General features: G+C 37.1%; 17 protein-coding genes. 5 read left to right on the forward strand and 12 right to left on the reverse strand.

From position 1 onward, the window contains the following. Positions 1 to 198: 198 nt before the first annotated feature. Together ACM03V_RS04555 and trmFO are read right to left on the reverse strand one after the other, a co-directional pair. The gene (locus ACM03V_RS04555; protein ID WP_414619572.1) at positions 199 to 927 is read right to left on the reverse strand and encodes a phytanoyl-CoA dioxygenase family protein; all 729 of its coding nucleotides are present in this window, start codon (positions 925 to 927) and stop codon (positions 199 to 201) included. A gap of 116 nt (positions 928 to 1,043) precedes the next feature. Further along, positions 1,044 to 2,405, reverse strand: a complete 1,362-nt coding sequence (trmFO, locus tag ACM03V_RS04560) for an FADH(2)-oxidizing methylenetetrahydrofolate--tRNA-(uracil(54)-C(5))-methyltransferase TrmFO (RefSeq protein ID WP_414619573.1) — start codon at positions 2,403 to 2,405, stop codon at positions 1,044 to 1,046. A 268-nt stretch (positions 2,406 to 2,673) separates the two neighbouring features. Between trmFO and ACM03V_RS04565 the strand changes: the two genes are divergently transcribed. Continuing rightward, the gene (locus ACM03V_RS04565; protein WP_414619574.1) at positions 2,674 to 3,342 is read left to right on the forward strand and encodes a serine/threonine protein kinase; all 669 of its coding nucleotides are present in this window, start codon (positions 2,674 to 2,676) and stop codon (positions 3,340 to 3,342) included. A 141-nt stretch (positions 3,343 to 3,483) separates the two neighbouring features. Here ACM03V_RS04565 and ACM03V_RS04570 read toward each other — a convergent pair whose 3' ends face one another. From ACM03V_RS04570 to ACM03V_RS04590, 5 genes are all read right to left on the reverse strand, one after another. Beyond that, positions 3,484 to 4,245: a glutathione S-transferase family protein gene (locus tag ACM03V_RS04570; protein ID WP_414619575.1), complete on the reverse strand. Its 762-nt coding sequence runs from the start codon at positions 4,243 to 4,245 to the stop codon at positions 3,484 to 3,486. Further along, positions 4,239 to 4,649, reverse strand: a complete 411-nt coding sequence (locus tag ACM03V_RS04575; protein ID WP_414619576.1) for an acyl-CoA thioesterase — start codon at positions 4,647 to 4,649, stop codon at positions 4,239 to 4,241. Before ACM03V_RS04575 ends, ACM03V_RS04570 begins: the two co-directional genes overlap by 7 nt. A gap of 64 nt (positions 4,650 to 4,713) precedes the next feature. After that, on the reverse strand, positions 4,714 to 5,340 hold the full coding sequence (locus ACM03V_RS04580) for a TetR family transcriptional regulator C-terminal domain-containing protein (RefSeq protein ID WP_414619577.1): 627 nt from the start codon (positions 5,338 to 5,340) through the stop codon (positions 4,714 to 4,716). Between the two features lie 176 nt (positions 5,341 to 5,516). Continuing rightward, positions 5,517 to 5,957, reverse strand: a complete 441-nt coding sequence (locus ACM03V_RS04585; protein ID WP_414619578.1) for a VOC family protein — start codon at positions 5,955 to 5,957, stop codon at positions 5,517 to 5,519. 202 nt (positions 5,958 to 6,159) lie between these two features. Beyond that, positions 6,160 to 7,830 (reverse strand): iron uptake porin, encoded by a 1,671-nt coding sequence (locus tag ACM03V_RS04590; RefSeq protein WP_414619579.1) that lies wholly within the window; start codon positions 7,828 to 7,830, stop codon positions 6,160 to 6,162. A gap of 330 nt (positions 7,831 to 8,160) precedes the next feature. Here ACM03V_RS04590 and ACM03V_RS04595 point away from each other — a divergent pair, with 330 nt between their 5' ends. From ACM03V_RS04595 to ACM03V_RS04610, 4 genes are all read left to right on the forward strand, one after another. Beyond that, the gene (locus ACM03V_RS04595; protein ID WP_414619580.1) at positions 8,161 to 8,772 is read left to right on the forward strand and encodes a class I SAM-dependent methyltransferase; all 612 of its coding nucleotides are present in this window, start codon (positions 8,161 to 8,163) and stop codon (positions 8,770 to 8,772) included. 192 nt (positions 8,773 to 8,964) lie between these two features. Continuing rightward, positions 8,965 to 9,807, forward strand: coding sequence for an FkbM family methyltransferase (locus ACM03V_RS04600; RefSeq protein WP_414619581.1), 843 nt, complete (start codon positions 8,965 to 8,967; stop codon positions 9,805 to 9,807). A 405-nt stretch (positions 9,808 to 10,212) separates the two neighbouring features. Next, a complete protein-coding gene (locus ACM03V_RS04605; protein WP_414619582.1) occupies positions 10,213 to 12,735 on the forward strand; it encodes a GAF domain-containing protein in 2,523 nt (840 codons plus the stop codon). A gap of 142 nt (positions 12,736 to 12,877) precedes the next feature. Continuing rightward, a complete protein-coding gene (locus ACM03V_RS04610) occupies positions 12,878 to 13,984 on the forward strand; it encodes a heme-dependent oxidative N-demethylase family protein (RefSeq protein ID WP_414619583.1) in 1,107 nt (368 codons plus the stop codon). 37 nt (positions 13,985 to 14,021) lie between these two features. On the opposite strand, the gene ACM03V_RS04615 is transcribed toward ACM03V_RS04610, so the two are convergent. The 5 genes from ACM03V_RS04615 to ACM03V_RS04635 form a co-directional block, all read right to left on the reverse strand. Next, positions 14,022 to 15,011 (reverse strand): endonuclease/exonuclease/phosphatase family protein, encoded by a 990-nt coding sequence (locus tag ACM03V_RS04615; protein WP_414619584.1) that lies wholly within the window; start codon positions 15,009 to 15,011, stop codon positions 14,022 to 14,024. 74 nt (positions 15,012 to 15,085) lie between these two features. Continuing rightward, entirely contained in the window at positions 15,086 to 15,334 is a 249-nt protein-coding gene (locus ACM03V_RS04620) for a hypothetical protein (protein ID WP_414619585.1), read from the reverse strand. Between the two features lie 27 nt (positions 15,335 to 15,361). Beyond that, positions 15,362 to 16,186, reverse strand: coding sequence for an SDR family oxidoreductase (locus ACM03V_RS04625; RefSeq protein WP_414619586.1), 825 nt, complete (start codon positions 16,184 to 16,186; stop codon positions 15,362 to 15,364). A 174-nt stretch (positions 16,187 to 16,360) separates the two neighbouring features. Then, entirely contained in the window at positions 16,361 to 16,846 is a 486-nt protein-coding gene (locus ACM03V_RS04630) for a glutathione peroxidase (protein ID WP_414619587.1), read from the reverse strand. Positions 16,847 to 17,350: 504 nt separating this feature from the next. Further along, positions 17,351 to 18,145, reverse strand: coding sequence for a pentapeptide repeat-containing protein (locus tag ACM03V_RS04635; protein ID WP_414619588.1), 795 nt, complete (start codon positions 18,143 to 18,145; stop codon positions 17,351 to 17,353). Between the last annotated feature and the right edge of the window lie 214 nt (positions 18,146 to 18,359).

Raw genomic sequence — 18,359 nt, forward strand, 5'->3', positions numbered from 1 at the left:
AAACCCCACTTCCCATGTCCTTCGGACACGCTGCGCGAACGTAGGGAAGGGGGGTAGGGGGGTTAGGTTTGCAAACTATATAAATGTTTTCCGGAGATGTCTACTGTTAACTCTTAACTCTTAACTCTTAACTCTTAACTCTTAACTCTTAACTCTTAACTGATAATTGATAATTGATAATTGATAATTGATAATTGTTTACGGATACACTCCGGGTGTTTTAAGGATTTCTTGTTGGGATGGAGTTAAATCTGTAAAATCGTCGGGATTATAGTAGTTCCTTAGCCATGCATAGGAGTGAGGGGAGTATTTGTAAAATAGTGTCCTGCGTTCGTTCTTTCCTTGCCAGGGAAGGGTTCCGTGAGTTAACGCTTCAGTAAATATGATGGCACTTCCGGCTTTTACAGTCACCGATTTGACGATATCTTTGGCAGACTCTAAATTAAGCCATTCTTGGGGACAAGATAAATTACTTTTATGACTACCGGGAATACAAGCGAATCCTCCATCACCGGGATATACGTCGTTTAATTCGTAAGCAACAGCAAGCAAGCCATTGTAACTTCTGCCGTTTCGGAATGAATAATACTGGGTTGGATCGTAGGGAGTTCCCCCACCGTGCAAATAGCAACCTATGGGGCCAACACCTTCACGAATAATGTGAATATAATTGTGATCCAAGCGAAATTTTCCTCCCAGTAACTCAGATAAATAAGGAGTTATTTTGGGATTATCAATTAAGTTTCGTAAAGGTTTCCCCCATGAAAGCAAGTTATCAAACCTTAACTTAGACGCTTCCGGTTGATTTTTGATTGCAACTTGCTTATCCACGAGTTTGCTTAAAGCTAAAATTTCTTCATTGCTAAGAACATTTTCAACAACTAAAAAGCCTTGTAAATCGAATAAATAACGCTCGGATTCGTTCATGGGGAATTGAGGGGAGAGGGGGGTAGAGGGGGGAGATGGGGGGACAAGGGGACAAGGGGACAAAGATAATTTTAACCTTTGACCTTAATTACTCCTAACTCCTAACTCTTAACTGGTTACTGTTCGCTGATAACTGCTAACTGTTCCAAAGAGCGATCGCGATATTTTCCGTATCTTTCGCGTTTGTTTTTTATTTTCACTTCTAAGTCTGGCAATATACCGAAGTTGGGGGGCATTGGCTGAAAATGTTTGGGGGAAGCTGAACTGATAAAGTCAAATAAAGCTCCCATCATGGTTGTGTTGGGTATGGTTAATGGTTCTTTTCCTAATGCAATTCTGGCGGCGTTGGTTCCTGCTAGCCAACCTCCTGCGGATGCGGCGGTGTATCCTTCTGTACCTATGATTTGTCCGGCTGCAAGTAAGGTGGGACGAGATTTGAATTGCAGTGTGGGAATCATTAATTGGGGTGCATTAATAAAGGTGTTGCGGTGCATTACTCCCAATCGCACAAATTCGGCGTTTTCTAAACCGGGAATCATCTGGAATATCCGCTTTTGTTCTCCCCAACGCAAGTTTGTTTGGAAGCCTACCATGTTCCACAACTTCCCAGCTTTGTCTTCTTGACGTAACTGAATTACAGCATAAGGGCGTTCTTTTTTAACTTCTTCTCCCTCGGCGACTTCTTGAGGAGCAGCATCCGAACCCCACCCCACGCTTGATGGAGGAGTTAAACCCACTGGCTTAAGTGGCCCATAACGCATGGTATCTTCACCGCGTCTTGCTTGTTCTTCGATGGGTAAACAAGCTTCAAAAAATTTGGCGTTTTCTCGTTCAAAGCCTTTTAATTCAACTTGTTCGGCATCACGCAATTCCTGCCAAAATTTCAGATATTGCTCTTTATTCATGGGACAGTTGAGGTAAGCTGCTTCGCCTTTGTCGTAACGCGAGGCCATGAAAGCAACGTCATGATTAATAGATTCTCCCACAACTATGGGACTAGCAGCATCGAAAAAGCTGAGATATTCCATCCCCGTAAAGCGACGTAAATCTTCTGCTAAATCGGGACTTGTGAGCGGCCCGGTTGCTAAAACTACAATACCTTCGGGGATTTCTCGTAATTCTTCCCGGCGAAAGTCAATTAAAGGATGACTGCTAAGAGTTTCCGTTAAGTTTTGACTAAAGAAACCTCTGTCAACCGCCAAAGCTCCACCAGCAGGGACTTTATGTTCATCAGCTTTGGAAATAATAATAGAACCGAGACGGCGTAACTCTTCATGAAGCAAACCAGCGGCTCTGTCACTTGCCATTGCTCCGAAAGAATTGCTACATACTAACTCCGCCAAATGTTCCGTATGATGCGCTCCCCCGAATTTTTGCGGACGCATTTCGTAAAAAATTACGGGAATTCCAGCCTGGGCTATTTGCCAAGCTGCTTCAGTTCCAGCTAATCCACCACCAATTACTGTTATAGGATTCATATTTTAGATTTTAGATTTTAGATTTTAGATTTTAGATTATCTTAGTTCGTAGTAAGAACTTTAGTTCTTGAATAAAAGGGCTTAAGCCCTTACTACAAACAATAAAATTTATATGTAACAAAGATATTTTAAATTAATAACATTCCTAAAATGAATTAGTTTAGTTGTAGTTACTACTTATATTTGATGATAGCCGTGTGGTAACTTTATTGTGACTTTTGTTCGAGGCAAATTCTCATCAACCGTTAAACCAGGGTGCTTATTATCTATGGAAACCTTGCAAGTAAAGCGCTTTGTCGAGAATATTCATATTGAATTACTTCCCAAACTTCAAATAGAAAGCGTTAATCCTCACGATTTGGTAAAAGTTCACCATATACCACCCCCTTGGATTCTGCTTGGTACGGGAAATTACGCTGCTGTGGTTCATCATCCCGATTTTCCAGATTTGGTAGTTAAAATTTACGCACCGGGAAGACCTGGTTTTGAGGAAGAGGTAGAAGTTTACAATCGTTTGGATAAACATCCTGCTTTCTCACAATTATTCTACGCTGAAGATGGTTTTTTAGTATTAAAACGGCTGTATGGAGTTACAATATGGGATTGCGTTCAACTTGGTATCCGCGTTCCCAAACGAGTTATAAAAGATATTGATAAAGCTTTGGATTACGCTAAAAGTCGCAGTCTTTTTCCCCACGATGTTCACGCACGTAATGTGATGATGTATGAAGGTAGAGGATTAGTTGTAGATATTTCAGATTTTTTGGATAAAGAATATTGTTCTAAGTGGGATAATGTTAAGAAAGCTTATTACTGGATATATCTTCCTGTGATTTATCCTTTAAAATTACGGGTACCTGTTTCTTTGTTAGATTTTGTTCGTAAGGGTTATCGGTTTATTTCTTCTTTGGGGAAAAGGGTGATGGGAAAGAGGTAATGGGTAATAGGTATTAGGTAATGGGTAATGGGTAATGGGAATTAAGAAACCCGGTTTTTCCAAAAAACCGGGTTTCTGGTTCAGAAGAGATAAGAGGATTGTAGTAAAATTTGAGCATGAGTATTAAGGTTAAAGGTGAAATTATTTTCTTTTTGTTGCATACAAATTTAACGCAAAAGCACCCGCAGCAGTTTCTTTTAATTTATTGATTTTAGATAAAAATTCTGCTGGTAATTCTTCCGCATCAGAAGATTTAATCGGATGTTGTGGTGGTTGTAAAATTGGTGCAGCTAAGGAAGCAAAGGCAAAATCGGCAGCAGAAATTTTATCTCCCACCAAATAATTACGTCCGTCTGCTAATAACTCGTTTACTTTTGCAAAAACATTTTCGATCTGTTGGTAATATTGAGTTGCTGATTCCGCGTTAACATCATATTTTTTGATGACAAGCGAACGCATTATTGGAAAAATTACCGGAAATAAAAAGTTTTCTACAAAAGGTACGCCCTGAGTCCATTTTGGTTGGATAATTTTAGAATTATCAATTATATAGAAATAAGCCCAACTTCTTACAGCAGTACCTAATTTTTCGTCAAATAATTCTTCTAATTCTTCAACTTGTTGACGCTGTTCAGGTTTTTCAGGATACAATTTTGCATCATTGGGAGAAATTGAATCAAGGTATTTCAAAATATCAGTTGAATCGGTAAAATTTCCATCTTCAGTTACAAGCACGGGAACAGTTCCACCACCAGCTTTCGTTGTTGCGAATTTATAAAATGGTGGCATATGTGCTGCTTCTACATATGGTAATTTCAGATAATCAAGCGCCCATCTTACTTTTTCGCAGTAATGGCTGACGGGAATGGTTATTAAACGAAATGGTTTTTGATTGTTTAACATTGTGAATATTTTTGTAATAACTCTTCTGGCAATCTTACTGGACGATTATTCTCGGAACTAATATAACTACCTGTTTGAATAGCCGTTGCAACAATTTGATTATTAGAGACAAATTCTGCTTCCATTGTCACTTTCACTTTACCTAATTTACTAACCCACATTTTTGACGTGATATTATCAAAAAGCTTGACTGGTTTTTTATATTCTATTTGAGTTTTAGCAACAACAGGAATATTGCCTTGCTCAATTTGCTTCTCAAGTGGTAAATGTGCATCAAACAACTTTAAACGTAAATCTTCTAGCCATCTAATATAAACGATATTGCTAACTACTCCTGCAAAATCAATGTCGTATGTTTTTACTTTGATTGGGATTTCTACTTCTAATTGTCTAAGTGATAGCATTTTGGATTTTGGAATTAAGACCGAACGGTTGGTTTTAGCATAAAAAAAAGTAAAGTGATGATTCTCAGGGGTTCCCAGCCAGAGATTGGGCACCAGGAAAAGCCTGCAATTCAACTTTAATATAATTATTCAAATGCTTAATGGCTCTCTCTAGATGAATCGCATCATCATATAATTTGCTCATCATTACTGCTCCTTCAAGCAAGGTAATCATCACGGTGGCAACTTCATCGGGATTTACATCGGGACGAATTTCACCCCTAGCAATTCCTTTTTGAATAACTTTGCAAACCATATCTCGCCAATCATTCATTACCACTTGAGCGCGTTTTCGTAACACTGGGTGAGCATCATCACTTTCCACCGCAGTATTTAAAAGGGGACATCCTCCTTCAATTGCGGGATTGTCAATGTTAGCTTGAAATACGCTAATAATTCCCTGCAAACGTTCGACTGCATGACGCTTATTTTGCAACGCACCTCGATAACGCTGCTTAATCAACCCAACAGCATAATCAAATGCTTGTAACGCTAATTCATCTTTACTTTGAAAATGATTATAAATTCCCCCCTTCTTTAATCCCGTCACCCGCATAATGTCCGAAATAGACGCACCAGCATACCCACGAGTGTTAAACAGTGCGGCTGCTTGGTGCAATATTTTTGATTTGGTTTCTTCACCTTTGGACATCTTTTCGCTTAAGACCTATTGGTCGTTTTTATTTTAGAGGATGGAGGGTTTGGAGTCAAGGGAGTAGGGGAATGGGGCATTGGGCATTGGGCATTGGGCATTGTAAATAGTTAGGAGTTTAAAATTATTTCTCCTTGTCTCCTTGTCCCCTTGTCCCCCCATCTCCCCATCCTCTTCTACCAGCTTCCAGTATTTTCCATAGAAGCCCAAGGTTCTTTAGCTGGTAGTGAGTCTCCTTTTTGCAAGAGTTCGATGGAGATGTTGTCTGGCGATCGCACGAATGCCATGTGTCCGTCGCGTGGGGGACGGTTGATGGTGACACCGCCAGATTTTAGGCGATCGCAGGTTTCGTAAATGTCGTCAACTCGATAGGCTAGGTGTCCGAAGTTGCGTCCGCCGTCGTAATCTTCGGGGTCCCAATTATAAGTAAGTTCAACTAGGGGTGATGTTGATTCTTTTACTTTACCTACGTCTTGGGGTGCGGCGAGAAATATTAAAGTAAAGCGTCCTTTTTCGCTGTCTTTTCTGCTAACTTCAACTAATCCCAGTTTGTTGCAATAAAAGTCTAGCGATGCGTCTAAATCGCTGACGCGAATCATTGTGTGTAGATATTCCATGAAAAAGGTTCCTTATCAGATAGTAATATTATCGCTTTCCTTGATAATAAAACTTTCGACCTCCGACAGACTTTTATTTTTACTAGTGAAGAAGTCTTTGTAATGGGTAATGGGTAATAGGGAAGAAAACAATACATTCTTCACTACTTGCTACTCCTAACTCCTAACTCCGTGAGCCATGCCCAATTCCCAATGCCCAATCCTAAAAAGTAAACGTAGTTCTCAACGCACCAATGAAGACATCATCATTGTCTTGATCTTGATTGGGAGACTTTAACCAAATTATTCCAGGAGTGATTGAAATGTTGTCATTTAGCGGATATTTGTAAAAAGCTTCGAGATGCAATGGTGTATCATTTTCAAAGTTGGCTGGACGTGGTGAAATGTCGCCAGCGTAAGGTTCTGCACCGGCAACAATTGCAGCCAATCCGCCTTTTTTACCAAAGTCGGGAAATACTAAAGCTAGTGCATAGTTCCAGATTTCGGCATCTCCTCCGTTGTTAAAATCGACATCTGTATAGCTTCCCCAACCCCGGATACTAAACTTGGAACTTAAATCGAGTTGAGCCTGTACTCCATAGGAGTTACTGTTAATTCGTCTTTGTTCGGTATTGGGAAGCAAACCGTTCGCAAAGTTGGTTCCCGTACCACCAAAAGCAAAAGTTCCTTCACCTGGATCGTAACCGTTTACATAGGTCAAACCAAGCTTAAATCGTTTGGCTGGTTGAAAAACAATTTGTCCCATAGCAGAATAGCTTCCGTTAAATAAACCATTTTTATCATTCGGGTTGGAAGCATTTCTGGCAAGATAACCGCCTTCAATTTTAATTGCCGAGGCTAACTTGTAACTAAAACCTGCACCTGCGGTATTTCGATTAAGCCCTAAGCGATAAATAGGGTTTCTTTCGGCAAATCGTGACAGCGCACCAGTTGCACCACCACCAGTATTTAAGCCGGAGTTGAATACATCTGCGTAGAAGTGATGTCCACCCAAACTCGCCATCGTAGTAACTGTAAGTTTTTCACCAACTGGGAAGACGTAGTGCAATCTATCTAAAACAACATCATTATTATTGGCACCATCATAAGCAAAACGACCTTCATTAGTACCAATTTGGGTAGCGAATGTGTTACCAATATTTCCCGCAGTTAGACGAGTAAACAGCTTATCTTTTCCCGTAAAACTAGTTACTAACTGAAGACGAATTTTATCATTAAAAACTAATTCGGTATCTACATCATCTCCCTCTGCACCGGCTAAAGTAAAAGCCGCTTCACCTTGAAGTTTGGTAGTAGCAGAAAATTGATTTGCTTCGATTTCAGCAGTACGAGCTTCCAAAGCATCAACTCTACCGCGCAGAGTTGCAAGTTCGGCAGAAAATTCTGACTGTAAGCGTTGTAAAATCTCTAAATCTCGTCGATATGCTGTATACTTATAGCCAATGTCAAGAGTAATCAATTCATTAACTCTAGCCAAGCAAGCATTTAAACCAGCCGCAAATTCGTAACGAGTTAAAGCCCTATTACCCCGATAAGTTCCGTTGGGATAACCTGCTATACAGCCATAGCGTTCAACTAGCGATTGTAAAGCCGCAAATGCCCAGTCTGTAGGTTGAACGTCGGATAATTGAGAAACGGATGTAACTTGAGAAATTACTTGTTTTTGATCGGTTTTAGCGAGTTTTTCTCCTAATAATCTATTTGAATATTGCTTGAAATCCAGTTGGGAATCTAAATTATTTTCTGAATTTTGAGCTATTCCACTTAATTGAAAAGATGTCTGAGGAACTTTTGATAAATCTTCAATTACTTCGGAATTGGGCTGTACTGCTGTTGCTAATCGTGGTGTTAAACCTGTTGAAACAGTTGCCATTATTAATGTAGTACCTAACAAAGCAGGACTACAAACCCATAATTTAAAAATATTCTGTATCACTTGCTACACCTCACACTGCTCTGAAAAACTTCAACGAACTATGTAAATTCGACTTCAGAGGTCAGAATTAATGTAGATAATAATACAATAAATTAAACTTAATCTGAATTTAATTATGTTAAGATATCAAAACTTTTTGATGTGATGGATGGTTATTTATTCTAAGCGTCTCTTAAGGAGCAATCAATATTAAAATTAAAATAGATAGTTTGTAGTAAAGCCTTTAGCCTTAAAAATTGTTTTTAGAATAAACTTTAGGAGAAACATATGGGATTCTATTCACAAAAAATATTTCCTTATCTGCTTGACTGGTCGCTATCGGATTCTACTTTTAATCAATATCGTCAAGAAGTTTTAGCAGAAGTGGAAGGAGAAGTTTTAGAAATTGGTTTTGGTACTGGTTTAAATCTTTCCTTTTATCCAGATGAAATTCATAAAATAATTACTGTTGATAATAATCCCGGAGTTCATAAACTCGCTCAGAAACGAATTGAAAAATCTACTGTTACAGTAGATCATAGGATTTTAAGCGGCGAAAATCTTCCAATGGCGGATAGTACTTTTGACAGCGTTGTCAGTACCTGGACTTTATGTAGTATACAGAAAGTTGAACAAGCCGTTAAAGAAATTCATCGAGTATTAAAACCCGGTGGAAAATTCTTTTTTATCGAACATGGTTTAAGTAATGAACCATCAGTTCAAACTTGGCAAAATCGATTAAATCCCATACAAAATGTGATTGCGGATGGCTGCAATCTAAATCGGAATATTCGAGAAATTGTAGAACAACAATTTAGTCGGGTGGATTTAGAAGAATTTTATGCCGATAAAACGCCGAAGTTTATGGGCTATATGTATCAAGGTGTGGCGGTGAAATAAGTTAGGAATTAGAAGTATCTGGCGAATATAATTCACTGCTACACAAGGCAAAGTCTACGAAGGTGGACTAATGAATTTTAACCCGCTGCCACGGCGGCTTTTGTTTGTGTAACCAAGCCACTGCGTTGTAGCAAGTGGCGCGTGGTTTCAACCGTCAGATAAATTATTAATCATCAATCACTCATTAATTCTATGTTAAATTGGAATCTCGTTCGCGAAGTTGGTTATCCTAAGTTTTTTTATCGATATTTGATCAGACAATTTTATAAACGTGTTCTTAAAAAAGATAATAGCATCAAGTTGAATGAGGGAATCTTAATCAATCTTCCTCGTAATAGTCGTTTTGGAACTGAATTGTTTTTAAAAAATGGTTCTGTTGATTGGGGAAGCGAAGAATATTTAATTAAATACTTGGATAAACAAAAAAGCTTTTTAGATATCGGTGCAAATATTGGTTATTATTCATTACTTGTTTCTCCTTATTGTCATAGCGTTTATGCTTTTGAACCAGATTTAAGGAGTATTGCAGCTTTAAAGGAAAATGCCGAAAAAGTTGATAATGTTACGGTTATTCAAGAAGCTGTTTATTCCGAAGTTGGTGAAATGCAGTTTGATGTTACAAAACTACCGGAATTAAGCGGATTAAATACGAAATTAGACGCTTCTACCGAATGTATTAACGTCAAAGTTGATACTTTAGATAACTTTGCCAACAAACATCCTAATTTAAAAGTCACTGCAATTAAAACAGATGTGGAAGGTGCGGATACTGAAGTATTGTTGGGTGGAAAGAATTTAATTGATAACCAACAGCCTTTAATTTTATCGGAAGCTTTTCCCGATAGTCGGGTGTTGAAGTTTGCAAAAGAACTTGATTATCTGATTTTCGCATTTATCAAACCGAAAGGTAAATCAAAAATCCATTTAAAACCAAAGTTTATCCAAATTACTGAGTATCCAAAAGTTTTTCGTCCGAAGATGATTTTTCTAGTTCCGAAAAGGCTTCATCAAGAGTTTTTTGATTTGCTCAAATGACAATTGTTTATACATTAATGTAACAATTTTACTCTGACGAGATATTAAATAAAAATTAGATCGTCATCATAATACAGTTGAGAAGTTTAATCATTTTTTATTTATTTAAGTAATAAATGCGTATTCTTTTTATTTTCTTGACATATTATTTGGTATATTGTTCATAATCAGCCGAATAATTATTGTAATTATACCTACCAAACTAAATACTTAAGACTATTTATCTATTTATTGTTATTTAAAATACAAATACGTCCAAATAAAATTAAATAATTTTACTTAACCATTTATTTACGATAAATCTAACTATTGATATGGGTCTAACTCAGTAATAGAGTGTTATAAATTATATCAAGTAATAGTCTGTAGTATACTTTCAGTTTTTTCATATTTATATATTACAAAATGACGGATAATTTACTTAATACGTCCAAAAATGGTCAATGGCTTTCTTCCTCAGAACAAAATTTTTCTGAGTATGAGTCTAAAGATGTTCTTGGAAGCTCTGTTGAAGAATCTCAACAAGCAAGTCTTGATATGGAATGGGTGCATTATTTTACCGAAACTGTAAGATACATTCGTCAATCTCTTGTAAAAGAAGATATTTTCAAAACAGCAACTGAAGAAGTACGTCGAGTCATTGATTGCCACAGAGTAGTTGTATATAGTTTGAATGAAGAGGAGCAGGGAGTAGTAACAGCTGAATCGGTTTCTCCTCGTTTCTCAAAAATTTTGGGAGCAACCATCGTAGATCCTTGTTTGGAAGCGAAGTACATTGAAAAGTACCAAAATGGCAGAGTTAAGGTAATTCCCAATATTTATGAAGCAAATCTCGATCCTTGCCACCTACAGCAACTTGAAAGACTCGAAATCAAAGCCAACTTAGTCGCACCAATTATCAATGAAGGTAAACTGCTGGGCTTGTTAGTTGCTAATCAATGTTCCCAACCGCGTTATTGGCGAGAGCATGAAATTAGGTACTTCTCGCAGATTGCCATGCAGGTAGGTTTTGCTCTCGATAATGCCAATGTTTTAGCAGAAGTTGCCAATCTGAGAAAGCAAGCAGATATTGAAGCTCAATGGACGCAGTACTTTAACGATACTGTTAAACTGATTAGGCAATCTCTAAATAAAGAAGATATTGTCAAAATAGCAACTGAAGAAGTTCGTCGAGTATTAAATTGCGACAGAGTAGTTGTATATAGTTTGAATCAACAAGAGCAGGGAGTGGTAACAGCCGAATCGGTGGCTCCTCGCTTCACAAAAATTTTGGGCGTTACAATAATAGATCCTTGTTTTGAAACGAAGTACATCGAAAAGTACCAAAATGGCAGGGTTAAAGTAATTCCCAATATTTATGAAGCAAATCTCGATCCTTGCCATATCCAGCAACTTGAAAGACTCGAAATTAAAGCGAATTTAGTTGCACCAATTATCAATGAAGGTAAACTGCTGGGCTTGTTAGTTGCTAATCAATGTTCCCAACCGCGTTATTGGCGAGAGCATGAAATTAGGTACTTCTCGCAAATAGCCATGCAGGTAGGCTTTGCTCTTGAGAATGCTAAAGTTTCAGCAGAAGCTAACAATTTTAAAGAGCTAGCAGATACCGAAGCAGAATGGACGCAATACTTTACCGATACTGTTAAACTGATTCGTCAATCTCTAAATCGAGAAGATATCCTCAAAACTGCAACTGAAGAAATCCGTCGAATATTAGATTGCGATCGCGTAGTAGTCTATGGACTCAATCAGGTAAATTATGGGGTGATAATTGCCGAATCAGTAGCTCCCCGCTTCACAAAAGGTTTGGGAATGGTAATGGAAGATCCTTGTTTTGAGGCGAAGTATATCGATAAGTATCAAAATGGTAGGGTTCGAGCAATTCCCAATATTTATGAAGCAAATCTTACTCCTTGTCACCTACAGCAACTTGAAAGACTTGAAATCAAAGCGAATTTAGTTGCACCAATTATTAATGAAGGTAAACTGCTGGGTTTGTTAGTTGCTAATCAATGTTCTCAATTCCGTGATTGGCAATCTTATGAAATCAGGTGGTTTTCGCAGATTGCCATGCAGGTAGGTTTTGCCTTAGAGAATGCCAACCTAAAAGAAGCTAATAAACGTGCAAATGAATTAAATAAAAGTATTTTTCTGCCCCAACAAGAAGATTTAAGGCAGGTAATTATTGACTTATCTGGGGATAGTCAAATGATTTTTAAAGCTTTTTTGAATAAAAGTTTAAACCTGTTAAAGTATCTTGCTGCTTGTCGTAAGCAAATTAAAGAAATTTTGGATACTGCTAAAGTCATAAAGGCGACTGGTGAAGAAGTAGAAAAACAAGTACAGCGAAACTATAATTTACTAGAAGAAGAACGAGAAAATATAAAATCAACATTAGAAAGTATTGCCCTTCTTGAAGAAGCTGTTAAATATGATGGAATAATAGTCAAGCAGCTTGATGAGTATTGCCAAAATATTTCTAATCTTATAACCAAGCAAATAAACAATTCAGAAAATCTAGAAACTCAACCTTTACTTACTTCTGAAATTGCCAAAATTTCTGAAATAGTTGAGATAATGCAAGCTAGAAATCAGCAGGTATCAACTTGGGTAAAAGCGTTACAAACCAATAAACAAAAACTCGACCATATTGTTACCGCAAATATACAATTAGCTAGATTAGTAGGTAACATAATCCAAACTGCCACCCATCAAGCACAAACTTTTAGAGAAGTAGAGCAAAATATGGTATCAGCACATAAAACTGCTCAGAATATTTCCGAAAAATCACAATTTTTGACAAACTTGTTCGCTCAACTATCAGCATTTGCTCGGAATAGTACAGATAAAATTATGTTTTGGGAACGTCTCAAGAGTTTTATGACTTCTTTCAATAGATTAATAACATCTATTATACAGAAGAATTAAGAATAGGGAGTAGGGAACAGGGAAAGAAATTAGGAATCCGTTTTTATTTTTTAATAATTTTAAACGCAGAGGATCGCAAATTTGAATTAATATTATTTTATCAGTGTTCCCCATTGCCCATTCCCCATTACCTTTTTAATCGATGCTAACCGATTTATTTTTAGAAGTTAAAACCGTCGAGGAATTACAAGACAGTGCTTGCTACTTTCCCATACAAAACGGATGCTATGAAGTAAAACCCGGTATGATGCCTTTGAGTAGAAATTTTGGTAATCAAGCTGATAGTAAGCTGTTTCAATTAGATAGTAATTTTCATCGCTATCGTCAAGTGAAACTTGCAGCGCGTAAATCTTGTTTAAGCAAGTATTCTCAAGTTTGTAACTATAGTAATTCCGTTGATAAAGCAGTAGCACAATTAATAATCAACCGTTTAACCCAGGAATACCCACAATATTTTAATCTCGTTGATGATGGTGAAGATTTAGTATTTCAATGTCGGCTTACCAAAGAAACATTGTATTTAAACAAAAATTTTGAACTACAAAAATATGAGTCGGCTTCGGAAATAAATTGTGGCGTTAAGCGTTCGCGGAGCGTCTCTGTTAGCGTAGCGTGTCCGAAAGACATAAGAGATAGTTCTACCGTTAGCAGAGCCATAGGTAATCGCCCTACTCTTTTAGATGCTTTAGCAACACAAGTACAGTCGGATATTGTAGTTATTAGTCGTAACGAACATGGTGATAACTGGATGAGTGCAATTCATCTGTGTTATCCGAATCATTGGGCAGCAGAGGAAAAGATTGGTAAGGATTTTGCGACAGTACACACCCCAGTTGCGGGTATAGAAAAAATTAACCAGCGTTCAAAAGCTATTGTTAATACAATGATTGAAAGAAAACCGATGGTGCGTTTTGCTTGGGGTTTGAGTACAGATACCCGTTTAAATCATCATCCCCAACCACCTAATAATTTAGCATTAAAAGAATGGCACGGTAGAAACTTTGATAAAACAAATCCTAAATTGTTTTTAAGAATTGAGCGTCAAGTAATATGGGGATTACCCGAATATGATGCGGCTATTTTTACAATTAGAACTTATTTTAGAGATTGTCGAATTATTAAAAAAGATGCCGTTTTGAAGAATAAATTAATTTCCGCAATTGAATCTATGACACCAGACTCTTTAATTTATAAAGGTTTACAAAAAAGTAAAGATGATATTTTGACATGGTTGAGCAGTAATCAGTGAACAGTTATCAGTGAACAGTGAACAATTACCAATTACCTTAATCCAATCTCAATTCAACAAGTAAAGGTAAATGATCTGAACCAATATCGTTACCAATAAAACGTTTAATTGTGGTTAACGATTTACTATGCAAACAGTGATCTATAGGAATTCTTAATACTGGCGGGAATACAGAATGCCAAGTAGTTTGTATACCGAAGCCGCGTTGAGAGTTTATCAAACCACTTTCACTTACTAATTTACGAAATGGCCCATACCAAGGTGTACTATTGAAATCACCGATTACGATCAAATCTTGTTTGCCATTTTCTAAAGTTCTTTGACTCCAACTTGCAAGAGCATCAAATTCTATTTGTTGATATGCGACTGTTTCGGCATTACGAGGGCTAATTACGTGAAAACAAAGTAAAATTATTTCTCTGCCACTATAAGTTACTGTTGCTTTCAATAACGCACGATTGCTATAAATTGGCAGAGTAATAAATTTTGCTGTTTTAGGTTGGATTGTTTTTGTTTTCTCTTGAGGTATGAACCAAGCGATTCCGTGACTGTTATAGTTCGGTTGTGTAGCAACTAAACGATAATTAGTCAGCCCTTTATTAAGCCGCGTTAATGATTCGGGAGTAACTTCTAACAAAAATAAAATATCTGTTTTTTGCTTATTTAGATACTCTATCGCTTTAGTTACATCGGGTTGTTTACTATCAAGCGTTGCATGAATTACCCGGATTGTTTGTGGTGGAGTATCTAATGCCTGATTGGAATTTTGGTTGATAGGAATAAATAAAGGGAAAATTAGTATCAAATTGATTGATAAAGCAATAAAACATGAAAAATTCCAGATATTAATCCGCTTTCTTGAAGTCAATAAACTGACGAATAGCGCAATTACTAAAATCAGCGAATACTGAACCCTTGGATGTTCCATTAATGCAAACACCCACCATTTTCTTCCAGCAACACTTAATACTGTGAATATTATCGCCAATCCTGCTAGAACATTTGTCCAAAATTTAATTAACCACAAAGTATTTTAGGTTAAAGGTTAAAGGTTAAAGGTAATAGGGAGAGAATTCTTAACTACTCCTAACTCCTAACTGTTCACTGTTCACTGCTCGCTGTTAACTGATTCACAAAAGGTGCCATCGCCTTAACAAATTCGACTGTTGATTCATAAGGTAAGACGTTTCTTCCGGGAATTTTGATTGCGCTTCCATTGGGTAGATGGGTGCTATAGTCAGCTAAACGTTTTTCGGTAGTATCACCTTTGCCAGATTGACTGATACTCGATGCAGTTTCGCCAAAAACAGCTAATGTGGGCTGCACTGCTGTTTTCTCTTGAGTAATCATTGTTTTTAACTAAATATTAAATATCAATCAAAAAATCATCTGTGGATGAATCAATTTGTATCCTGCTTTTTTAATCTTCTCGTTGGATACCCTGGAATTATAAGAACGGGTTTTTGTTTGAGAAGCATCCCATATAACGTTTGGTTTATCGTATTTTTTACATAAATTTTCTATTAATTCCCTACTCGAAAGATGGGCACCATCAACTAAATTATAAATACCATTGAGCTGCTGTTTACGTGCAAATTCGATTGCACCAACAATATCATCTATATGAATCCAGTTTGTAGTATCTTCACCGCTACCGGGGCGAGTTTCACCAAAAGCTCTACTAAATATTTTAAGCAAGGTTCTACCTTCCCCGTAAATTCCTCCCAATCGCAAAATACAAACTCGTAGCTTTTCGCTATTGGCTGAAAGTAAAATTTGTTCGGCTTTATCTAAAATTTTACCATTGGGATTACTCGGTGCTGTTGGTGTTTCTTCATCAACTTTGGAGCCGTTTCTATCTCCGTAAACTGAATAACTTGCCGTATATATCAACTGTTTGACAGTGGGAATTTCTCGTAACACTGAAACAATATTTTCAGCAGTTTTTAGATAAGTTTCTTCATAAGCATCGCGACTTTTTGGCCCAACACTTAAAAGCACAACATCTTGATTTTGCAGTACAGATTTTAAAGCTTCTACATCCGAACTTTCGACAATTTCAACTTTATTCGCAACTTCTTCTAATCTTGTTACCTTACTTGGAGTTGTAGTAGTAGCAGTTATGACTAAATCGCTGTTTTGCTTCCAGTATTTAGCTACAGCATAACCTACATATCCACAACCAATAATTGCAATATTCATAAACCGTTAGCACCCCTAATTACCAATTACCAATTATCAATTAAGTAGATTGGCGTAAATAAATATAACTGAGAATAGTCATTGCGACGAGGAACGAGGAAGCAATCCCAGTCATTTCAAGCTTTTTACTTTTCATTACATAGCTAGTTTTATTTGTGCCGACTTACTTACCAATTATTGTGCTATTTCTCGTTCTATAGCAGCAATCAATTCAGGAGAATTTGGCTTGACGCTGCTTTTAAATCGAGCTACTACTTCACCGTGCTTGTTAATTAAAAACTTTTCAAAGTTCCAAGCTATAGGTCCTTTTGGTTCAATTGCAGTTGTGAGTCTAGCATAAAGCGGATGCTGTTCTTCGCCTTTGGCATGGATTTTATCAAATAATTCAAAAGTTGTACCGTAATTGCTGGTACAGAAATCTATAATCTCATCATTGCTTCCGGGTTCTTGTCCTCCAAAGTCGTTGCAGGGAAAAGCTAAAATCTTTAAGCCAGCTTCTTTGTAATTTTGATTCAATTTTTCTAAGCCTGCGTATTGTGAAGTATAACCGCATTGAGAAGCTACGTTAACAACTAGAAGTACTTTATTCGCATACTCAGCTATTTTCCGATCTTTCCCATCCATAGTTTTGACTATAATGTCAGATATTGTGTTATTCATTTTTCTTTTTCTTTAATGACTACTATTGCCAAGTTTCTCATATTGTAGGCACTTCATAACAAAAACAAAATATCAGTATTATTATTTACATTCCTTGACTGATAGTTGCTTCCGTGTTTATTTCGATAAAATTATAGTTTAAATATCTAAATTTATGTAATAATATTTGAACCAAAAAAATTCTCTATATGCTATCAAATTAAAGGCATACAGAGATAATCTTTGATGCCAAAACTATCGGCTTTGCTATTATTTGCATCCTGGGAAAGCTTCTTAATTCACGTTCAGTATAAAATTGCTAATATTGGCTAAAATTGAGTTAACAATTATAAATTTCAGTATACACAAATTCGATTAGACAACTAATAACAAATAACTAATAAAATGCAGCAGCAATTAGACGTACACTCATGAAGCAGAGAATTAGAAGGCCAAGTAGGTAGAGGAATTGGTTCGGAAACTGATGAAACTTCGATTGTAATATTGTAATTATTGTAATTACAATTATTCATGAACCGAACCATCAGGCATAATTGCTCCAGATAAATTAGCTCCAATCAATTTTACAAGTAGGCGATCGCCAGAACGAATTCTTGCTCCTCTCAAATCAGCACCGCGTAAATCGGCACCGCTTAAGTCAGCACCAATTAAATCGGCACCTTGTAAATTAGCTTCTTTCATATCGGCTAAAAGTAAATTAGCTCTAAATAAATTAGCATTGGACAAATCGGCACCTCGCAAGATGATCTTATGCATAAAAGCATCGCTGAGGTTAGCACCGCTTAACTTGGCATAGCTAAGATTTCTACCCGATAAATCCCTTCCCTTAAGATTAGCGCGACGAAAATCTTTTCCGCTCAAATCGGATTGCTGGGGGGGTTGATAAGCTTTATTAGGTGTAGGTGGAGATTTCGGAGTCCACTTTTGTTGATAAGGCGCATAGGAATTAGTTTTACTACTGCTACTAGGTGCGGCAGTTTTTTTCGGTTGATAAGGATAAGGCGAAGAAGGCCACTCAGAATCAGATTCACTGCTAGGTGAAGCGGTTTTTTTCGGTTGATAAGCCGGATTATTAGCAGGCTTGGATTGATATTTTGCCTTAATCGAGCGCAATTCATCCCGAGCTTCATTAATTTCCTGTAGCTTTTTGCGTGCCTTTTCTTGCAACCGATGTTTTTCTTGAGGAATCCTATCTGGGTGCCAAATAAAAGCCAAATCCCTATAAGCCTCGTTCACTTCTTCAAGCGATGCACCAGGCTCCAATTCCAAAACTCTATAGTACCGCTCCAGTTCTCTCATAAGACGAGTTGAATGGTAAATCTACTTAATTATGATTTATTCAGTCGTGTATTTGCCCAATTGTTTGTCAAATTTTGCGATCGCGCTGCCATCCTGGTTACAAGTAGAGATTTAATCAGATCCAATTATTTAGATAATAGTTCGCAATTGGGGGGAAGGGGAGATGGGGAAGAGGGGGAGACAAGGAGACAAGGGAAAGAATAATAACCTTTAA

This window comes from Calothrix sp. CCY 0018 (assembly GCF_963920925.1).
GTDB lineage: Bacteria > Cyanobacteriota > Cyanobacteriia > Cyanobacteriales > Nostocaceae > Rivularia.

Bases quoted from the DNA above. Each gene is read 5' to 3' on its own strand.
- ACM03V_RS04620 (WP_414619585.1), bottom strand. From the start codon at position 15,334: ATGATTACTCAAGAGAAAACAGCAGTGCAGCCCACATTAGCTGTTTTT.
- ACM03V_RS04625 (WP_414619586.1), bottom strand. From the start codon at position 16,186: ATGAATATTGCAATTATTGGTTGTGGATATGTAGGTTATGCTGTAGCT.
- ACM03V_RS04570 (WP_414619575.1), bottom strand. From the start codon at position 4,245: ATGTTAAACAATCAAAAACCATTTCGTTTAATAACCATTCCCGTCAGC.
- ACM03V_RS04555 (WP_414619572.1), bottom strand. From the start codon at position 927: ATGAACGAATCCGAGCGTTATTTATTCGATTTACAAGGCTTTTTAGTT.
- ACM03V_RS04630 (WP_414619587.1), bottom strand. From the start codon at position 16,846: ATGAATAACACAATATCTGACATTATAGTCAAAACTATGGATGGGAAA.
- ACM03V_RS04575 (WP_414619576.1), bottom strand. From the start codon at position 4,649: ATGCTATCACTTAGACAATTAGAAGTAGAAATCCCAATCAAAGTAAAA.
- ACM03V_RS04610 (WP_414619583.1), top strand. From the start codon at position 12,878: ATGCTAACCGATTTATTTTTAGAAGTTAAAACCGTCGAGGAATTACAA.
- ACM03V_RS04585 (WP_414619578.1), bottom strand. From the start codon at position 5,957: ATGGAATATCTACACACAATGATTCGCGTCAGCGATTTAGACGCATCG.
- ACM03V_RS04595 (WP_414619580.1), top strand. From the start codon at position 8,161: ATGGGATTCTATTCACAAAAAATATTTCCTTATCTGCTTGACTGGTCG.
- ACM03V_RS04605 (WP_414619582.1), top strand. From the start codon at position 10,213: ATGACGGATAATTTACTTAATACGTCCAAAAATGGTCAATGGCTTTCT.
- ACM03V_RS04565 (WP_414619574.1), top strand. From the start codon at position 2,674: ATGGAAACCTTGCAAGTAAAGCGCTTTGTCGAGAATATTCATATTGAA.
- ACM03V_RS04600 (WP_414619581.1), top strand. From the start codon at position 8,965: ATGTTAAATTGGAATCTCGTTCGCGAAGTTGGTTATCCTAAGTTTTTT.
- trmFO (WP_414619573.1), bottom strand. From the start codon at position 2,405: ATGAATCCTATAACAGTAATTGGTGGTGGATTAGCTGGAACTGAAGCA.
- ACM03V_RS04580 (WP_414619577.1), bottom strand. From the start codon at position 5,340: ATGTCCAAAGGTGAAGAAACCAAATCAAAAATATTGCACCAAGCAGCC.
- ACM03V_RS04635 (WP_414619588.1), bottom strand. From the start codon at position 18,145: ATGAGAGAACTGGAGCGGTACTATAGAGTTTTGGAATTGGAGCCTGGT.
- ACM03V_RS04590 (WP_414619579.1), bottom strand. From the start codon at position 7,830: ATGGCAACTGTTTCAACAGGTTTAACACCACGATTAGCAACAGCAGTA.